The organism is Campylobacter sp. IFREMER_LSEM_CL2194 (genome assembly GCF_025771685.1).
Taxonomy (GTDB): domain Bacteria; phylum Campylobacterota; class Campylobacteria; order Campylobacterales; family Campylobacteraceae; genus Campylobacter_D.
In genome coordinates, this window is sequence record NZ_JAKMQS010000002.1 from 19,342 (window position 1) to 38,201 (window position 18,860).

Sequence of the window (18,860 nt, forward strand, 5' to 3'; positions counted from 1 at the left end):
AAAATCCTTATATGAATTCTTCATTATTATGTGATTTTTACGAACTAAGTATGGCTTATGCTTATTTTAAACAAAATATGCATAAGCAAATTGTTTATTTTGAAGTTTTTTTTAGAAAAGCTCCTGATAATGCTTCTTATGCTGTTTTTTGTGGATTAGAACAAATCATAAATCATATTAATCATTTTTCTTTCTCTAAAGATGACATAGATTTTTTGAAAAATACTAAAAAATTTGATGATGAATTTTTAAACTACCTTTCAACTTTAAAATTTAGTGGAGATATACTAAGCGTTAAAGAAGGTGAATGTGTTTTTGCTAATACTCCTTTAATGATTATTAAAGCACCTATAATAGAGGCTTTATTGTTAGAAACTTTCATACTTTTAACCCTAAATCATCAATGTCTAATTGCCACTAAAGCTAGCAGAATTACTCAAATTGCAAAAGAAAAATTGCTTTTAGAATTTGGTTCTCGTAGAGCTCATGGAGAAAGTGCAGCTTTAAATGGAGCTAGAGCTGCTTTTATAGGTGGTTTTCATGCAAGTGCTTGTACTTTAGCTGGGAAAAAATTTAATATTCCTATTAGTGGAACCATGTCTCATGCTTGGGTGCAAATGTTTGATGATGAGTTAAGTGCTTTTAGAGCATATTGTCAAATTTATAAAGACAATATAAGTCTTTTGATTGATACTTATGATTATAAAAAAGGTATTGAAAATGCTATTTTAATTTTTAATGAGTTAAATGCACAAGATTCTATGCAAAATTATTCCATCCGTATTGATTCAGGAGATTTGCTGAAAATCTCTAAATATATTAGAAAAAAACTAGATCTTGCTGGATTAACAAAATGCAAAATCATAGCTAGTAATACTTTAGATGAGTTTATCATAGAAAAATTACTAAAAAACAAAGCTCCAATCGATGCTTTTGGCATTGGAGAAAAGCTTATTACTTCGGCAAGTTCGCCTATTTTTGGAGCTGTTTATAAGCTTGTTGCATTAGAAAAAAACAATCAAATCATCCCTAAAATAAAAATCAGCGCAAGCTCAAGCAAAACAACCTTGCCACATTTTAAAAAACTTATAAGGTATTATAAAAACAATAAAGCAAGTTTTGATATTTTATATACACATGATGAAAGTATCAAAAATTACCAAGGTTATACATATAAAAATTTACATGAGCTTATTTTTAAAGATGGAAAATTAATCTATGGGCTTCCTAACTTAAAAAATATTCAAGAGTATCATAAAAAAAGTGTTGATGGTTTGGATTTTAAACTAAAAAAACTTCAAAATCCAAGTATTTATAAAGTAAAAATTTCTAAAAAATTACAAAATATGCAAAAAACTTACTTAGAAAAAAATTAATCTTTTTCTCTAAGTTTTACCTCATCTTCTACTTCAAGTAAAAATCTATCCACAAGCTCATCTTCTTTTAATTTTGCCACTACTTCGCCATGTCTTATAACTAAACCTTGATTTTTTCCAAAAGCAATCGCCACATCAGCACCCTTAGCCTCGCCCAAGGCATTTACAACACAACCCATAACACTTATATTTAATGGCTCTTTAATATGCTTAGTTTTTTCTTCTACTATTTTAATCGCTTTGATCAAATCACTTTGAATTCTTCCACAAGTTGGACATGAGATGATATTTACTCCACTTTTTTGCACTCCACTATCTTGCAAAATAGCCCTTGCTACTTTAATCTCTTCTTCAAGCTCCCCTGTCATAGAAACTCTCATTGTATCGCCTATGCCTTTTAAAAGCAAATTTCCTAAGGCAATCGAGCTTTTAACCGTGCTATGAAATTTAGTTCCTGCCTCAGTAACCCCTAAATGAAATGGATAATCACAAAGTGGTCTTAGAGCTTCATAAGCTTTTATGGTATTTTGCACATCTGAAGTTTTCATAGAAATTTTAATGTCAAAAAAGTCTAAATCTTCTAGTAATTTTATATTATATAAAGCGCTCCCAAGCATAGCCTCTATATTATAACCATATTTATCGCTAAATTGCTTTTCTATAGAGCCATGATTTACCCCTATTCTAATAGGAATTTTTCTTTGCTTACAAGCTTGCACCACTTCTTTGATATTTTCTTTTGAGCCTATATTTCCTGGGTTAATTCTCACCCCATCGATAAATTCAGCACAAAAGACTGCTAGCTTATGATTAAAATGTATATCCACTATTAAAGGCAAGGGGCTTTTTGCTTTGATTTCTTTTAAAGCTCTTGCATCTGCCATATCCAAACAGGCTAAACGCACTATATTTGCACCAGCAAAATAAAGTCTGTTAAGCTGCTCTAAACAACCTTCAATATCTCTTGTTTTAGTAAAAAGCATAGATTGCACAGAAATAGGAGCATCTCCGCCTATTAAAACATCACCTACTTTTATTTGTCTTGTTTTGTATCTTGTCATTAAAATCACTCTAAAAATATTTTTAGAGTATTATAGCCCAAAAATGGGCTATATCATTAATCTTTTTTATTTTTATTAAGAGATTTATATTTTATATCTGTATCTCTTGTTAAAAGGGTAAAAATTTGATTTGTTAAATCTTGAGTAAGTTTTTTAGCTTCCATTTGATTTTGTAATGAAAAATCAACTAAAATTTGCTTTGCTTTGTTCTTATCTTTTTTATAAAGACTTAAATATTCTTTTTCCATAGCTTCTTGTTTTAAAGATGTGTCTTTTTCAAATTTAGCATAAGCATTTTTTACGATAGGAGCATATTTATTATAATCACTCATTACAAGAGTTTGCAACTTGCGATAAATCCAATAAATTGATTTATCATCAGCTTCATTTGTTCCTTGTTGATATCCTGCAATAAACTCATCATTACCAAAATAATAAGGCAAATACACACTCAAATCAGCCATTCCTATTGCGACATAATTTAACCTACCTATTTCTTTAGGAAGCCACGGCCTAACTTGCATAATGTGAGATTCATAAGTTCTAAACACACTCACAACACGGTAAATGTTTTCATTTTTATTGAAATTTGCATATGGATCATATTTTGTTCCATCATAGTGCGATCTTAAAGCTTTTTTTAAATCATCCACACTAAGTTTTTGCTCAGGTTGTAAAAACACATTAAAATTAGCACCATTTTTTACATCTTGATTTAAAGATGGATTAAACATTTTTTGTATCCACCAAACTCTAGGATAATTATAAGTTAAATCTCTATCATCATTTCTTGTATAAACTTTAAAAAAATCAAAATCCTTATCCACTTTAGGATTATACGCTTTATGTATTATGGCAAAATTTATTAAATTTTTAGAATGCAAGGTATTTTCATCGTTGAATTTTAGTTGTTTTAGCCTACCTTGGTTCGCACTAACAAAATACGAATTATTAGGAATTTTTACAGCCATCCACTGATGTGCTGTAGCACTTTCTAAATACCAAATTTCTTTAGAATCCACAAAAGCTACTCCAAAGCCCTCAGCAACTCCTTGTTTTTCTATAATATCACCCAATAATAAAACACCTTCTTTTGCACTTTTAATTCTTGGAAGCAAAACATCCAAAATATCATCTTCGCTAATGCCATTTTTCTCATTATAAGGATCAAATTTTAAAAGTTCATCTTTTGCATAAATTGATTCAGTAGCACTTATCCCAACACCCATTTCATTAAAACCAGTAGCACCGTGTAATTTACTTTGCCAATTAGCTATAGTGCTATATTGAAAAGATTTAGTAGGTAAAGGGTAAGTAAAATCATTCATTCCTTGATGTGTTTTAGTGCTATAAATACCTTTTTGATTTTCAACTCTTGGGTGGATTAGAAAAACTTGTGCTTTATCTGCTTTACTATCAGCACTTCTTGCAACCAACATAGAGCCATCTTTACTTGCTTCATTTGGTACTAAAATAGTAGTGCAAGCTAAAGCATTATTAAACAAAGCACCAAAAAGTACACAGTTTGTAAGAAAACTAAACTTTTTCATTTTCTCTCCTTTAAATTTAAGAAATTAAAAAAGTATATTCTTATCAAAATAAATTTAAAATTAAAAATAAAATATTGTTTTTATTATAAAATAATAATTATTTATAAATAAATATATTTTTCAAGAAAAATCAACTGGATCTATATCGCAAGTAATATTTTTAAAATTTAAGGCAAAATGCTCAAATTTTACAAGCTCTTGGTGAGTATTAGCACGCAATAATACATAAAAACGCCATTTTTTATTTAGCATTTCAATACCACAAGCACCATGGCCTACTAATTGCACTTGTTTTAATTCTTGAACTTTATTAGCTATAAATTCACATAAATTTAAAGCTTTGTTTTTATCCTCATCTTCAATAATTAGCCTTAAAAGTCTTTTAAATGGAGGGTAAAGCCCGCTCCTAGCATTTAATTCATCTTTTAAAAAACTATCGTAATCTTGTATATATTTTTCAAAAAAAGATCTATTCTTAGTTTGTAAAAGCACCCTACCCTCACCCTTTCGACCTGCACGACCTGCTACTTGCATAGCAAGAGCCAAAGTCTCTTCTAAGGCTTTAAAATTAGGTCTAAATAAATACTCATCAAGACCTAAAATCACACTTAAATCCACGTTGTGATAATCATGCCCTTTAGCAAGCATGGAAGTGCCTACTAAAATATCAATTTTTTCTTGGTTAAAATCTTTTAAAATCATATCAAGCTTTTTTACACTGCTAATCTCATCACTATCAAATCTTTTTATGATAGGATTAAACTCAGCTAATTCTTTTTCTAAAAGCTCACAAAGCTCTGCTGTGCCCATTTTTTTAGCTTCAAGCATAACTCCATTGCAAGTTGGGCAGATTTGATCGATTTCTTTAGTGAAATTACAATAATGGCATTTTAATGCATTTTTATTTTTATGTAAACTCAAAGCAATAGAACAAAAAGGGCATTTAATGGTATTAGCGCATTCTTTGCATAAAATTTGTCTAAAATTTGCCCTTGTAGGTAAAAATACCACGGCTTGCTTTTTATTTCTTAAGCTAATTTTTAATTCTAAAAGTAATTTTGACGAGACACTAAGCTCACTCTCATCGTATAAAAACTGCTTTTTACTTTCAAAGAAAGTTCCTTTAAGTCTAAAACAAGGATGTTTATAAAAACTTACAACACTTGGAGTAGCCGAACCTAAAAGAACTTTTATATGCATTTTTTTTGCTACAAATAAAGCCAAATCTCTTGCATTGATTTTTGGATTATTAGAAGCTTTATAAGAATTATCATGCTCTTCATCAATAATAATCAAACCCAAATTCTTAAAAGGTAAAAACAAAGCCGATCTAGCTCCCACCACTAAAAGAGCTTTTGAATTTGCTAAATCTTGCAAATATTCTTGCTTTTTTTTCTTAGTAATTTTAGAATGCCACAAGAAAAAATGCTCGCCAAAATACACTTTTAATCTTTTTTGCATTTGTGGAGTTAGAGCGATTTCTGGCATTAAAAGCAAAACTTGCTTTCCTTGCTCTAGATATTCTTTTATCAAGCTAATATAAATTTCAGTTTTACCACTTCCTGTATCACCAAATAGCAAACTAGTTTGTTTAGTTTTTATAAATTCCAAAGCCTCTTGCTGGTTTTTACTTAAACTAGGTACTTTTTCTATATGAATTTTTTCATTTTTATACTCTTTAATGCTTTCAAACATACCTAAAACAAAAGCTATTTTACTAGCATAATAATAAGCAATAAATTGAGCAAGTTCGTATTGATATTGCGTTAGTTTAAAACCTGTTTTTTCCTTTATAGCTTGGGTTTTAAAATCAGGCTTTGAACATTTTTGTAAAATTATAGCTTTGAGATTTTTTTTCCTTGCAAGATCAACTATTACCTCATCTAAAATTTCAAATTCTTCTTCACTTTCATAAGTTAAGGTATCTAAATAATATCCTTTAATAGCAAGTTGATAAAAATTCAAAACCCATAATCCTTACAATTTAAACTCACACATTCTAAAAAAACTTTTTCACTATTATAAGAAAAATCTATGTAATTTTTAGAATTTATAAAAAATCTATATTGAGTATTTGCTATTTTCATCCACGATTTTTTAGATGAAATGATTGGTTTTTCTAAAACGCTGTAAGTGCATTGTTTTGTATTTTTATGATTTTGAGAATGAGAACATACAAATAATTTTTGATTTTCGCTATTTATCAAAGCTTCATCTAAAATTGCTGGAAAATCCTTACTTTCTTTAAATAAAAACTGATTTCTAAGTAAAGACAAAGAAGTATTGATAAGCTCCACCTCACTTTTTACTTGAATGAGTTTAGCATCATTTTTTCCAAAAGAAAAATACGGATAAGCAATTACGCTAAGAATAGCAATAATCATCATACAAAAAACAAGCTCTATCAAAGTAAAAGCTTTTTTTGTTTGCATTTATTTTATTTCTTCATCGATAGTATTGATAAGTTTATTGAGTTCTTTTTTTAAGATATAGTTTTCGTAGCTAAGTTTTACAAAAGCATTAATGAAATTTGCAAGCTCTATCTTGCCTGTACCTCCAGAAATTAAAGCAATTTCATCTTCAAGATGATTTGCAAATTCATTACTGCATGTTACAACAAAGTCTTTCGCATAGACATTAATTGTAACTTTTCTTTGGTTATTGTTTGCCAAGAACTGCCTCTATTTTTTTGATCACATCTTCGCTTTCAATATTTTTACTTTTAAGCTCTTCTTCTAAACGTGCGATTTGATTGTTTTTAGCTTCATTTTGTGCTTTTACACTTACTAATTCATTTCTTAAATTTTCATTGATTTCACATACTTCATTATATTTAGCCAAAAGCTCATTTACTTTATCTGTCATTGTGTTGATTATTCTTTCATCATACATATTTTCTTGCCTTTATTGATTTTATATTTAGAGTATTTTAAACACATAATTGTAACAAAAAAAAATTTAATTTTGCATAGCTTTTTGTTTTAAAATTTAAATTTTTACAAAAAATTTTGTGTAAAATTAGCAAAAATACAAGTTAGGAAAATTTATGTTTGAACTTACTAGTGATTTTAAGCCAAGTCCTGATCAAAAACAAGCCATTGATGGTATAGTAAAAAGCATTAAAGCGGGCAATAAATACCAAACCTTGCTAGGTGTTACAGGCAGTGGAAAAACTTTCACTATGGCAAATATCATTAAAAACTTAAACATGCCTACTCTTATCATGAGTCACAATAAAAGCCTATGTGCGCAACTTTATAGTGAATTTAAAGGTTTTTTTGCAAATAATCATGTGGAGTATTTTATAAGCTATTATGATTATTATCAGCCAGAAGCTTATATACCAAGAACGGATGTTTTTATAGAAAAAGATAGTTCTACTAATGAAGACTTAGAAAGATTAAGACTAAGCGCAAGTGCTTCGCTTTTAAGTTATGATGATGTTATTTGCATAGCTAGTGTTTCAGCAAATTATGGTTTGGGAAATCCAAGTGAGTATGTAGGTATGGTTTTAATTTTAGAACTAAATATGCAAATTTCACAAAAAGAACTTTTAAAAAAACTTGTAGATATGGGCTATAAACGCAATGATAATTTCTTTGATAGGGCTGATTTTAGAGTAAATGGAGATATAGTAGATATATATCCAGCTTATTATGAGGATGAAGCTATTAGGCTTGAGTTTTTTGGCGATGAGCTTGAGGCGATGTATCATTATAATGTCTTAGAAAATAAAAAAGGTAAAGATTTAAAAAAATTCATACTTTACCCAACCAGTCAATTTAGCGTAGGTGAGACTAGGCTTAAAGAGGCTATAAAAGGCATAAAAGCTGAATTAAATGAACGCCTTGCTTATTTTGAAAATGAAAATAAACTCGTAGAAGCACAAAGACTAAAACAAAGGGTAGAATTTGACCTTGAAATGCTTCAAAGCACTGGAATGTGTAAAGGAGTTGAAAATTATGCTTTGCATTTAACAGGGCTTAAGAGCGGCGATACACCCTATACGCTTTTTGATTATTTTGCCATTAAAAATCAAGATTTTTTAGTCATTGTGGATGAATCTCATGTATCTTTACCACAATTTCGCGGGATGTTTGCAGGGGATAGAAGTAGAAAACAAACTTTGGTTGATTATGGTTTTCGTTTGCCAAGCGCCTTAGATAATAGACCTTTGATGTTTGATGAATTTATTAATAAAAATTGTAAATTTTTATTTGTTTCAGCTACACCTGCACCTTTAGAACTAGAATTAAGCAAAGAAAATATTTTTTATCAAATCATGCGTCCAACAGGGCTTTTAGATCCTAAAATAGAAATCAAAGATAGTGAAAATCAAGTAGAAATTTTATACGATGAAGCTAAAAAAGTTATAGAACGCAATGAAAGAGTTTTAATAACCGTTTTAACTAAAAAAATGGCTGAAGAGCTTAGTAAATACTACTTAGAACTTGGCTTAAAAGTAAAATACATGCACTCAGAAATTGATGCAATAGAGCGTAATGAAATCATCCGTGGTTTAAGAAGTGGTGCTTTTGATATTTTAATCGGGATTAATCTTTTAAGAGAAGGACTTGATTTACCTGAAGTTTCTCTTATAGCCATTATGGATGCAGATAAAGAAGGCTTTTTAAGAAGTACCACTGCACTCATTCAAACGATGGGGCGTGCTGCTAGAAATGTCAATGGAAAAGTTTTACTTTTTGCCAAAAAAATCACAAAATCTATGCAAGAAGCTATCGATACTACTAACAAAAGAAGGGCTTTACAAGAAGCTTATAATAAAAAACACAACATCACACCAACCTCAGTAAAAAGAAATATAGAAGAAAGTTTAAAACATGAACTTGAGCAAGGAGAAATTTATCGTAAAGGCAAAGAACTTGAAAAAATGCCTGCAAAAGAACGCGCTAAAATAGTAAAAGAATTAAGAAAACAAATGTTAGAAGCAGCTAAAAATCTTGAATTTGAAAAAGCAGCAATGCTTAGAGATGAGATTAATAAATTAAGAACTTTATAATCCCTTAAAATAAGGGATTATTTATTTGCTCTTTCTATATACTCTCCACGCACAGTATCAACGCGAATTACTTCCCCTTCTAATACATGGAAAGGAATTTGCACTACTGCACCTGTTTCTAAAGTAGCTGGCTTTTTGTTTGAGCCTTGAGTGTCACCTTTGAAATTTGGTGCTGTTTCGATAATTTTAAGCTCCATTACTTGAGGCACTTCCACACCGATTGCTTTTCCATTGTGGAATAAAACATCCACCATAGTTCCATCAAGCATCCATTTTTTAGCTTCACCCACATCTTCATCGCTAATTGCAACTTGCTCATAAGTTTGAGTATCCATAAATTGACAATTTTCACCATCATCGTATAGATATTGCATTTGTTTTTCTTCTAAATTTGGAGATTCACATTTATCTCCTGCATGGAAAGTTTTTTCTAAAACCTTACCATCGATAAAAGATTTAATTTTAATACGTACAAAAGCAGGACCTTTTCCTGGTTTTACGTGTTGATATTCTACGATTTTAAAAGGAATACCATCAATTTCTATTTTTAAACCTTTTTTTAAATCTCCCATTCCATAAGAAGCCATATATTTTCCTTAATTTTAAAATTAAAAAATAATTGTAACAATTAAGGCTTATAAAAAGCCTTAAATTTCTGCATATTCTGCAAAAATACAAGCATCAACAGCTCTTAATTCTTCAAGCAAAGCTTTTGAAATTTTTGCATCAAGTAAAATCACAGCTAAAGCTTTTCCAAAACCATTTCTACCAAGTCTAAAATCAGCTATATTAACATTATTTTTAGCTAAAATTCCGCTAACATTAGCAATAACTCCTGGTATATCATTGTTATTTAAAATTATCATTTTCCCTTTTGGTTTAAAATCTACATCAAAACCATTTAACTCTACTATCCTTTGTTCATTTTCACCAAAAATAGTTCCTGAAATAGAAAGGTTAGAATTATCTGTGATTACCTTTATGGTGATTTTATTACTATAACCACTACTTGGTAAAATACAAGAAGAAAGCTCCACGCCCTTATCTTTAGCTACAAAATGTGCGTTAATATAATTAATATTTTCACCTAAAATTCCTCTTAAAACACTCACTGTTGCAAAAGTTAGCAAAGACTCATTATACTCGCTAATTTGTCCTTCGCTCTCAAGTTTAATAGCCTTAATAGGAGTTTTATCAAGCTGAGCAGCCAAAAAGCCCATTTTAGAAATAAGCTCAATATAAGGTGCTACAAAACTTGGTAAATCTTCAGTTTTAATCGGTAAATTTAAAGCATTAGGATAAGAAATTCCTCTTGCAGCATTTAAAGCTTGCTCGCATGCTTGGATAGCTATATTTTCTTGACTTTCTAAGGTATTTGCACCAAGATGAGAAGTCACAGAAACATTTTCAAAGTCTAAAAATGGATGATTAGTTGCTGGTTCTTTATTAAACACATCGATACCAAGCCAAGCTATTTTACCACTTTTTAATCCCTCACACAATGCATCTTCATTATAAAGACCACCTCTGGCACAATTTATCAATCTTACGCCATCTTTCATTTTAGAAATTTCTTCAAAAGAAATCATATCTGTTGTTTCTTTTGTTTTTGGTGTATGTATGGTAATAAAATCACTTTGAGTTAAGATTACATCTAAAGAATTCACACATTCAATACCCAAATCAGTCATTTTAGAAGCTACCACATAAGGATCATAAGCTATAACTTTCATACCAAAAGCTTTTGCGCGTACAGCTACTCTTGAACCTATATTGCCAAAACCTATAACCCCTAAAGTTTTGTTCATAAGTTCAACACCATACCACTTTTCTCTTTCCCATCTTCTTTGTATTTTTAAAAAATTATGAGCATTTACAAAAGATCTTGCAGAGCATAATAGATGATTCATAGTAAGTTCGACTGCTGCTATAGTATTAGCCGTTGGTACATTCATAACTATAATGCCTTTTTTAGAGCATTCATCTATATCAACATTATCAACCCCAACACCTGCTCTAACTAAAGCTTTTAAATTAGAACATGCACTGATAAATTTCAAATCCACATCTGTTGAACTTCTAGTAATAGCTACATCTACATCACTTAATTTTGTTAAAAGCTCATCTTTAGGTAAATGCGCTGCTTCAATAAGTTCTACATCATCAGCTTTTCTTAAAAGCTCCACACCTTTGTCTAATATTGCATCACATACAATAATTTTTTTCATAACCAAACCTCCTTTAATTTTGCATTTATGTTGTAAATTTTTAATTTGTCGATCAGTGCGTTTAAAACTTTTTCATTATTTGTATCTAAATAAATTGCCACTTCATCTTTGCTTTGTGTTAAAGTGTATTTGATAAAAAAAGAATGCAAAGTTTGCTTTAAACAAAACATAGAATAAACATCGTTTTTATTTACATCGAGCATATAAAATTTTTGTTTTGGTTTTACTACAGAATCATCCATATTAAAACTCATATAAAATTCATTCGCTGCTGGAGAAAAATCATTAATTTTAAGATTTGAAAGCTTATCTTGCCAAGTTTGTGGCAATTCTTTTTTTATCTCATCAAAAGAATATTTAACATTTTGTGAGATAGGTAAATTTCCAACATTTACATATCTCACCATAAAAACAAAAGCAACAATCAAAGCTAGGCTTAAAAAGCCTAAAATACCATAAAGGGTATATTTTTTCATTTGTTATTATGAAAGTTGATCTTTGATAATATCACCTAAAGTTACTTTATCATTATCATTGATTTCATTTAACGCTTCTCTTTCTTTCATTCTTGCAAGACTTTTTACGCTTAAACGAATTCTATTTTTCTTTTCATCAATGAAAACAATTAAAGCTTCTATTGTATCGCCTACTTTTAAACTTGAAAAATCAATATTACCTAAATCTTCTTTGTGGATTAGCGCATCAACACCCTCTTCAAGCTCTACAAAAACTCCAAAATCTTTAATATCTCTAATTTTTCCTGAGATAATATCATTCACTTGGTGTTTTTGCGCATAAACTTGCACAGGACTTTTTTGCAATTCTTTAGTACTTAAAGAAATTTTTTGATTTTCTTTATCTAGCTTGATGATTTTAACTTCTACAACATCACCAACTTTATACATATCTTTACATTTATCGTTTCTATTCCATGAAGCGTCTTCATTATGCAATAAACCTTCTAAGTTTGCAATTTTTACAAAGGCGCCAAAATTAGTCACAGAAGTAACGCTACCTTTTACCACATCACCTACTTTATGTGATTTTAAAAACTCATCAAAAGGTTTTGCTAATAAATTTTTTAAAGAAACTCTAAGTCTTCTTTCTTTAGCATTAATCTCAATTACTTCCACATCAAGCTCTTGACCTTCGCTAATATAATCTTTTGGATTTTTAGCATTTTTATCCCAAGAAATTTCACTTATATGTAAAAATCCTTCTATATCATTTCCCAAATCAACAAAAGCACCATATGGCTCTATATTTGAAACTGTAACCTTAATAGTGTCACCAACCTCTAAACCATCTTTAATTTCATCCCAAGGATCAGGCATAGCAAGTTTGATAGATAAAGAAAGATGTTTTTTATCTTTATCATATTTAATCACTTTTACAGGAACCTTATCGCCCTCATTATACAATGAACTAGGATTTACTGGCCCTTTGTAAGAAATTTCACTATAGTGAACCAAACCATCAACACCGCCTACATCAACAAACATACCATAGGTGGTGATTTTTTTAACAATACCTTCTATAATTTCTTCTTGATTTAACACATTTGAGATAATCTCTTTGCGTTTTTTTCTTTCCTCGTCTACTATTTTTTTTCTAGAAACTACTATGCTTTGAGCTTCTTTATCTATTTTGATGATTTTAACTTTGAAAGTTTTATTGATGATGTTATTTGAATCTTTAAAGCTACTTTGTGATTTTGGCAAGAAAAATTCTACTCCATTTTCATCCACAGCCACAAAGCCACCTCTATTTTTACCAATGATTTTTACATCAAACATGCTTTCATCATCTTTATAATTATCAATGAATTCTTTAACTTTTTGCTTTCTTAAAGCTTTTTTATGAGAAAGTAAAGATCTGCCACCGCGAGAACCCACTATAGCAACTTCTAATGTATCGCCTTCTTTGAAGATAAATTCGCCTTTGTCGTTTTGAATTTCTTCCATTGCTAAAATACCTTCTGATTTTTGCCCTACATTTACAAATACTTCATCGCCTTTAATCGCGACAATTATACCCTGTGTAGTTGCCTCCTCATCAGACTTAAAAGATTCTTCAAGCATTTGCTCAAAATCTTCTTCTATGATAATATCCTCTAGTCTGTTTTGAACTTTTTTGTTCACCTCGCTCATCGTGGTCCTTTGTTTTAAATTTTAATTCTTGATTATAGTATTGTTTTCTTTAAACTTAGTTAATTTTGGTGTATTCTTTGATTTTTTCCAAAACCAAGTCAATCACCCAATCTGGTGTAGAAGCACCTGCACTAATACCACATTTTTCTTTGCCACTAAACCATTCTTTTTGAATCTCTTTTTCATTTTCGATTAAATAACTATTCTCACAGTAGTTTTTTGCTATCAAAAAAAGTTGCTTAGTATTAGCTGAATTTTTTCCTCCAACTATTATCATTACATCACTTTTTTTAGCAAGCTCATTGATTGCTTCTTGATTTTTAAAAGTCGCATCACATATGGTATTAAAAACACGCACTTCTTTAACTCTAAGCATTAAAAAATTCACAATCTCCATAAATTTTTCTATCTTTTTTGTAGTTTGTGATACCACTGCAATTTTAGAAGGCAATTTAATATCAAGTAATTCTTTTTCATCAAGCACTACATAAGCCTTAGTACTTACATAACTTCTCACCCCTTTTACTTCAGGATGATTTTCATCTCCAAAAATCACAACTTCATAGCCTTCATTGCTCATTTGCTCACAAATTTTTTGAGGTTTAGTCACAAAAGGACAAGTTGCATCAAAAATTTCTATATCTTTTTGCTTTAATTTTTCCAAATCTTGCTTTGTAATACCATGAGTTCTAATGATAGCTTTTTTTTCTGTGCTTAATTCATTGATATCATTTAATGTTTTAACATTATAATTTTTCCAAAGTCTTGTGATTTCTTCATTGTTATGAATTAAAGGACCTATGGTAGCTGCATCTTTAATCTGCTCAGCCTTTTTAATAGCTCTTTTTACCCCAAAACAAAATCCATAGCTTTTTGCTAGTTCAATCTCCAATTTTAGCTCCTATTTGCTTTAAAATCTCAATAAAATTTGGGAAAGAAGTTTTAATACATTCACTATCATCTACTTCCATTCCACATCTTAAACCTAAAATTAAAAAACTCATCGCAATTCTATGATCTCCAAAGCTTTCTATTTTAGCACTTTTAGCTTCGCCACCTTCTACTTCAAAACCATCTTCAAATTCTTTTACCTTTATGCCACATTTTTGCAAATTTAATACAATTGATTTGATTCTATCGCTTTCTTTTACGCGCAATTCTTTAGCATTTTTTATAACGCTTTTTCCCTTTGCACAAGCAAAAGCTATGGCTAAAGCTGGAATTTCATCAATCAACCATGCGATATTTTCACTCACATTTACCGCCTTTAAAGGCGCACTTTCAACGTAAATTTCTCCAATACTCTCAAAGTCTTCATTGATAATATTATAAGTGATTTTTGCACCCATTTTTTCTAAAATTTTAAAGGCTTCAATACGTGTTTTATTTAACAAAACATTTTTTAAAACTACTTTTGAATGAGGTAAAATACAAGTAGCTAAGGCAAAATAAAATGCCGATGATGGATCATTTGGCACACATACTTCAAATGCTTTTAATTTTTCTTTTAAAGGATTTATTTTGATAAAAGTTTTTTCCTCATTTAAATATTCAATGCAAGCTCCCATTTTATTAAGTATAATCTCACTATGATCTCTTGAAAGCTCAATTTCTTTAAAATAACTTTCTTTTTTGGCAAATAAAGCTGCTAAAATTAAAGCCGATTTTACCTGAGCTGAAGCAATATTACTACTAAAATCAAAACCTTCTAACTTAGCTCCTTGTATACAAATAGGTGCTAAATTTGCATTAGCTCTTCCATAAATTTTAGCCCCTAAACTCATCAAAGGCTCGCTTACACGTCTCATCGGCCTAGCATTTAAATAACAATCCCCACTAAGTACAAAAATTTCATCTTCAATAGCGCTTAAAAGACCTATTAAAAGTCTCATAGCTGTACCTGAATTTCCACAATCTAAAACACAATTTGGAGATTTTATATATTTTGGAGCTTTAATATAAATTAATCCATCAATTTCTTCAACCTCAGCTCCCAAAGCTTGAATAATTGCTAAAGTATGCAAAGTATCTTGTGCTTTTAAATAATTTTTAATCTTACAAGTTCCTTGAGTGAGTAAAGAAAAAATAGCAAAGCGATGAGATATAGACTTATCAGAAGCTATATCTTCAAGCTCTGCTCTAAAAGAACCAATAGGACTGATTTTCATCGAAGTTTTAAACCATGCTCATCATCTAAAGCTTTGATGATTTTATCAATATATTCAAGGATAATATTATCTTCTAAGGTTTTTTCAAAATCTCTAAATACTAAATTAATAGTCAAGCTATAAAAATCGCCTAAATTCTCATCTGTATATAAATCTACCACTCTAAAACTTTCTAATCTTTCAATATCTAATTTAGTAATAGTGTGTTTGATTTTTTCATATTCAAAACCCTTAGGTATAACTATACTTAAATCCCTGCTCATAGATGGAAATTTAGAATAAGCTTTAGCGGTTTTAAAGTCTTGTTTTAAGCCTTCTAAATCAAGCTCGCAAATATAAGTTTTAACCAGATCTCTTTTATTTTCTATACTTAAATGCACTCTACCTACAAAACCTATACGTTTACCGTTTTTATATACATTTGCTTGCTCATATGGGCTTAAAAATGCGTATTCTGATTTTTGCAAACTAAACTCACCTATAATGCTTTTTAATTCTGCTAAAAAAGTATAAAAATCCACTAAAACAGGCTTGGCCTTATTTGTGATTTTAGCTTCTTCTTTGCAGCCACTAAAGATCATCGCAAATTTAGCATGCTCATTTGAAAACTCATCAAAAACACTACCACATTCAAAAAGTTTGATTTTCTTTTTTGAATTTCTTAAATTAAAACTTGCTGCATTTAAAAGATGATTTATCAAAGTGCTTCTTAAAGTATTAAGCTCATTGGTGATAGGATTAATAAGCTTATTTTTAATGCATTTAAATCCTAATTGACTTAATTCTTCTTCATTATCTAAAACATAATGCACACTTTCAAAATACCCATTACTACTTGCTTTTAATCTTAAATTTTTAAGCTCTTGATAATCAAAATATACTTGATTTAGGCGATTTTTTTCTTTAAATTCTAAAGCTTTTGATGGGATATTATCAATGCCAATAATTCTTACTATTTCTTCACTAATATCAGCTATATTTGCTATATCACTGCGATGAAGTGGGATTTTGATATTAAATTGCTCATCATTTACCACACTTATTTCAAAGCCTAGTTTTTTAAGAATTTTTACTAAATTATTTTTATCTATAGGCATACCAATGATTTTATCAATCTCTGCACCAAAAATACCAATAATATTTGCTTCATTTTCTTTAAAAACTTGTTGACTTCCAGAAAAAACACTCATCGTGCTAATTTTCAAGCACTCATTAAATAAATACTCCATTCCCAAAGAAAGCTTAGGTTCACTACCTCTTAAAGAACGATATATAGTGTCATTTTTCTTTTTATAAAAGGCTATTGCATTTGCTATAGTTTGAGGATGAGTATAACTTGCTTCTATAATGATGATTTTGCTCTCATCATTAATTTTAAATTTATCTTCTTGCTCTATACCCGCTAAAGCAATCAACTCATCTTTATAATAAACTCCATATTCTCCATGTTCTTGAGTTTTAATTTCTAAAACAATCTTTTCATCGATTTGACAATCTTGACAAAGTTTATGAAAATCATAAGCACAAAAAATCACTCCACTTGCATGAGTTGCATATGTTAAAAGATTTTCTATGTTATTATTTTTGTATGCTTCAATCAAGGCAAGGCGAATTTGTATCGTAATATTTAGCTTAAATTCTTCTTTAATCTCTAATGCTTTATAAGCAAAAAAGCCTTCAACATCACTCTGATTTTTAACACTTAGTATTCTTCCTATACCTACGCTATTTTCACTTTCTTTTAAAGGATTTAATTCTTTTAAATTTAAATCAAGTGCTGCGCTTAAATCTCTAGCAACACCATATAAGCTCAAACAATCTCCACGATTTGGAGTAAGTTCTATTTCAATTAATTCATCATTAAACAAATCATAATCATTTAAGGCTTTTCCTAGAACTAATTCTCCCATGCTTTCATCTAAAACCATAATGCCTTCATTGCTTTTTCCAAAACCAAGCTCACTAGAAGAGCAAATCATACCCATAGATTCAACACCTCTAAGTTTGGCAGGTTTTATCTCAAGTCCATTTGGAAGCACTGCACCCACTAAAGATACGGCTACAAATTGATCTTTATCAACATTTTTTGCACCACAAACAATTTGTAAAATTTCATTCCCAACATCTACTTTGCAAATATTCAATTTATCTGAATTTTCATGTTTAACTTTTTCTAAAACCTTACCTATTACAACTTTTTGGGGAGCTTTGACACTTTTGAAACTATCAACTTCTAATCCTATAGAATTTAAAGTATTTACTATAGTTTGCGTCGATATTTCACTTAAATCAATCCATTCATTTAACCAATTTCTACTAATAATCATCTAAATTGCTCCAATAATCTTAAATCACCTTCAAACATAGAACGCAAATCAGGAATTTTATGTAAAAGCATAGCAAAACGCTCCACACCCAAACCAAAAGCATAGCCACTTACATTTTTATAACCAACAAATTTATAAACATTAGGATCAACAACACCGCATCCTAAAACTTCAAGCCATCCTGTTTGCTTACAAACCCTACATCCACAACCTTTACAAAATACACAAGAAATATCTACTTCAGCAGATGGCTCTGTAAAAGGAAAAAAGCTAGGTCTAAAACGCACTTTTACATCACCAAACATATGTTTTAAAAAATGCTCTAGCATATCTTTTAAATTTGCAAAATTTACCTTATCACCCTCTTCTACCACAAGTCCTTCCACTTGATGAAACATAGGTGTATGGGTAATATCAAAATCTCTTCTAAAAACTGCACCTGGTGCTATCATTCTAATAGGTGGTTTTTGAGATAGCATAGTTCTAATTTGAACTGGAGAAGTTTGGGATCTAAGCAAGGTTTTATCTTCAAAATAAAAAGTATCTTGCATATCTCTTGCAGGATGATTTTGTGGTAAATTTAATGCTTCAAAATTATGAAAATCATCCTCAATCAAAGGCCCTTTTTCTATGCTGAAATTTAAAGCTGTAAAATATTCTATGATTTTATCCATAGTTTGCATGATTGGGTGCAAAGCACCTGCATTTGAAGTTTCATCAAAAAAGCTAAAATCTTGCACATCTTGTTTCATTTTTTCATTTAAAGCTTTTTCTTCCAATTCTTTTAATTTTACTTGATAAGCTTCATTAAATTCATCTCTTGCTTTATTTAAACCATTAGCAAATTCTTTTTTTTCTTCACCTTGCAAATCTTTTAACTTTGCAAATTCCAAAGTCAAAATACCTTTTTTTCCTAAAACACTTACTTTTATATTTTCAAGTTCTGCTAAAGTACTTGCAGAAGCAATTTTTTTTATCAT

Annotated in this window: 16 protein-coding genes; 2 read left to right on the top strand and 14 right to left on the bottom strand. The window is 29.8% G+C overall.

Annotated features, from left to right (window positions below; genetic code table 11):
• The first annotated feature begins 11 nt into the window (after nt 1-11).
• Nucleotides 12-1,376, top strand: coding sequence for a nicotinate phosphoribosyltransferase (locus L8V79_RS01145; protein WP_263702186.1), 1,365 nt, complete (start codon nt 12-14; stop codon nt 1,374-1,376).
• Here the strand turns inward: L8V79_RS01145 and ispG are convergent.
• The 6 genes from ispG to L8V79_RS01175 all read right to left on the bottom strand — a co-directional run bounded on the left by ispG (nt 1,373) and on the right by L8V79_RS01175 (nt 6,879).
• On the bottom strand, nt 1,373-2,437 hold the full coding sequence (gene ispG, locus L8V79_RS01150) for a flavodoxin-dependent (E)-4-hydroxy-3-methylbut-2-enyl-diphosphate synthase (RefSeq protein WP_412175039.1): 1,065 nt from the start codon (nt 2,435-2,437) through the stop codon (nt 1,373-1,375). The genes L8V79_RS01145 and ispG overlap by 4 nt on opposite strands.
• 56 nt (nt 2,438-2,493) lie before the next feature.
• The gene (locus tag L8V79_RS01155) at nt 2,494-3,987 is read right to left on the bottom strand and encodes a C69 family dipeptidase (RefSeq protein ID WP_263702187.1); all 1,494 of its coding nucleotides are present in this window, start codon (nt 3,985-3,987) and stop codon (nt 2,494-2,496) included.
• Nucleotides 3,988-4,107: 120 nt separating this feature from the next.
• The gene (locus L8V79_RS01160; protein ID WP_263702188.1) at nt 4,108-5,952 is read right to left on the bottom strand and encodes a primosomal protein N'; all 1,845 of its coding nucleotides are present in this window, start codon (nt 5,950-5,952) and stop codon (nt 4,108-4,110) included.
• On the bottom strand, nt 5,949-6,419 hold the full coding sequence (locus L8V79_RS01165; RefSeq protein WP_263702190.1) for a type II secretion system protein: 471 nt from the start codon (nt 6,417-6,419) through the stop codon (nt 5,949-5,951). The genes L8V79_RS01160 and L8V79_RS01165 overlap by 4 nt, the downstream gene beginning before the upstream one ends.
• Entirely contained in the window at nt 6,420-6,659 is a 240-nt protein-coding gene (locus L8V79_RS01170; RefSeq protein WP_012661889.1) for a hypothetical protein, read from the bottom strand.
• Nucleotides 6,646-6,879 carry a hypothetical protein gene (locus tag L8V79_RS01175; protein WP_263702191.1) on the bottom strand — a complete coding sequence of 78 codons (234 nt, stop codon included), beginning with the start codon at nt 6,877-6,879 and terminating at the stop codon, nt 6,646-6,648. Before L8V79_RS01175 ends, L8V79_RS01170 begins: the two co-directional genes overlap by 14 nt.
• 154 nt (nt 6,880-7,033) lie before the next feature.
• On the opposite strand from L8V79_RS01175, the gene uvrB reads away from it, so the two are divergent.
• Nucleotides 7,034-9,007: an excinuclease ABC subunit UvrB gene (uvrB, locus tag L8V79_RS01180; RefSeq protein WP_263702192.1), complete on the top strand. Its 1,974-nt coding sequence runs from the start codon at nt 7,034-7,036 to the stop codon at nt 9,005-9,007.
• A gap of 17 nt (nt 9,008-9,024) precedes the next feature.
• Here the strand turns inward: uvrB and efp are convergent, their stop codons facing one another.
• From efp to pheS, 8 genes are read right to left on the bottom strand one after another with little or no spacing between them, the layout of a single operon-like run.
• The gene (gene efp / locus L8V79_RS01185; protein WP_039618934.1) at nt 9,025-9,594 is read right to left on the bottom strand and encodes an elongation factor P; all 570 of its coding nucleotides are present in this window, start codon (nt 9,592-9,594) and stop codon (nt 9,025-9,027) included.
• A gap of 60 nt (nt 9,595-9,654) precedes the next feature.
• Nucleotides 9,655-11,235: a phosphoglycerate dehydrogenase gene (serA, locus tag L8V79_RS01190; protein WP_263702193.1), complete on the bottom strand. Its 1,581-nt coding sequence runs from the start codon at nt 11,233-11,235 to the stop codon at nt 9,655-9,657.
• Nucleotides 11,232-11,711 carry a hypothetical protein gene (locus L8V79_RS01195; RefSeq protein ID WP_263675239.1) on the bottom strand — a complete coding sequence of 160 codons (480 nt, stop codon included), beginning with the start codon at nt 11,709-11,711 and terminating at the stop codon, nt 11,232-11,234. The genes serA and L8V79_RS01195 overlap by 4 nt, the downstream gene beginning before the upstream one ends.
• 6 nt (nt 11,712-11,717) lie before the next feature.
• On the bottom strand, nt 11,718-13,385 hold the full coding sequence (locus L8V79_RS01200; RefSeq protein ID WP_263702195.1) for a 30S ribosomal protein S1: 1,668 nt from the start codon (nt 13,383-13,385) through the stop codon (nt 11,718-11,720).
• A gap of 55 nt (nt 13,386-13,440) precedes the next feature.
• Nucleotides 13,441-14,277, bottom strand: coding sequence for a 4-hydroxy-3-methylbut-2-enyl diphosphate reductase (locus L8V79_RS01205; protein WP_039618941.1), 837 nt, complete (start codon nt 14,275-14,277; stop codon nt 13,441-13,443).
• Complete coding sequence (gene aroA / locus L8V79_RS01210) at nt 14,267-15,553, bottom strand: 3-phosphoshikimate 1-carboxyvinyltransferase (protein WP_263702197.1); 1,287 nt, start codon at nt 15,551-15,553, stop codon at nt 14,267-14,269. The genes L8V79_RS01205 and aroA overlap by 11 nt, the downstream gene beginning before the upstream one ends.
• Nucleotides 15,550-17,880, bottom strand: a complete 2,331-nt coding sequence (gene pheT / locus L8V79_RS01215; RefSeq protein WP_263702198.1) for a phenylalanine--tRNA ligase subunit beta — start codon at nt 17,878-17,880, stop codon at nt 15,550-15,552. The genes aroA and pheT overlap by 4 nt, the downstream gene beginning before the upstream one ends.
• Complete coding sequence (gene pheS / locus L8V79_RS01220; RefSeq protein WP_412175168.1) at nt 17,877-18,860, bottom strand: phenylalanine--tRNA ligase subunit alpha; 984 nt, start codon at nt 18,858-18,860, stop codon at nt 17,877-17,879. The genes pheT and pheS overlap by 4 nt, the downstream gene beginning before the upstream one ends.

Excerpts from the sequence above, each read along its gene's own strand:
- L8V79_RS01145 (WP_263702186.1), top strand. The coding sequence starts at position 12 with ATGAATTCTTCATTATTATGTGATTTTTACGAACTAAGTATGGCTTAT.
- ispG (WP_412175039.1), bottom strand. The coding sequence starts at position 2,437 with ATGACAAGATACAAAACAAGACAAATAAAAGTAGGTGATGTTTTAATA.
- L8V79_RS01155 (WP_263702187.1), bottom strand. The coding sequence starts at position 3,987 with ATGAAAAAGTTTAGTTTTCTTACAAACTGTGTACTTTTTGGTGCTTTG.
- L8V79_RS01165 (WP_263702190.1), bottom strand. The coding sequence starts at position 6,419 with ATGCAAACAAAAAAAGCTTTTACTTTGATAGAGCTTGTTTTTTGTATG.
- L8V79_RS01175 (WP_263702191.1), bottom strand. The coding sequence starts at position 6,879 with ATGTATGATGAAAGAATAATCAACACAATGACAGATAAAGTAAATGAG.
- uvrB (WP_263702192.1), top strand. The coding sequence starts at position 7,034 with ATGTTTGAACTTACTAGTGATTTTAAGCCAAGTCCTGATCAAAAACAA.
- efp (WP_039618934.1), bottom strand. The coding sequence starts at position 9,594 with ATGGCTTCTTATGGAATGGGAGATTTAAAAAAAGGTTTAAAAATAGAA.
- serA (WP_263702193.1), bottom strand. The coding sequence starts at position 11,235 with ATGAAAAAAATTATTGTATGTGATGCAATATTAGACAAAGGTGTGGAG.
- L8V79_RS01195 (WP_263675239.1), bottom strand. The coding sequence starts at position 11,711 with ATGAAAAAATATACCCTTTATGGTATTTTAGGCTTTTTAAGCCTAGCT.
- L8V79_RS01200 (WP_263702195.1), bottom strand. The coding sequence starts at position 13,385 with ATGAGCGAGGTGAACAAAAAAGTTCAAAACAGACTAGAGGATATTATC.
- aroA (WP_263702197.1), bottom strand. The coding sequence starts at position 15,553 with ATGAAAATCAGTCCTATTGGTTCTTTTAGAGCAGAGCTTGAAGATATA.
- pheT (WP_263702198.1), bottom strand. The coding sequence starts at position 17,880 with ATGATTATTAGTAGAAATTGGTTAAATGAATGGATTGATTTAAGTGAA.
- pheS (WP_412175168.1), bottom strand. The coding sequence starts at position 18,860 with ATGATAAAAAAAATTGCTTCTGCAAGTACTTTAGCAGAACTTGAAAAT.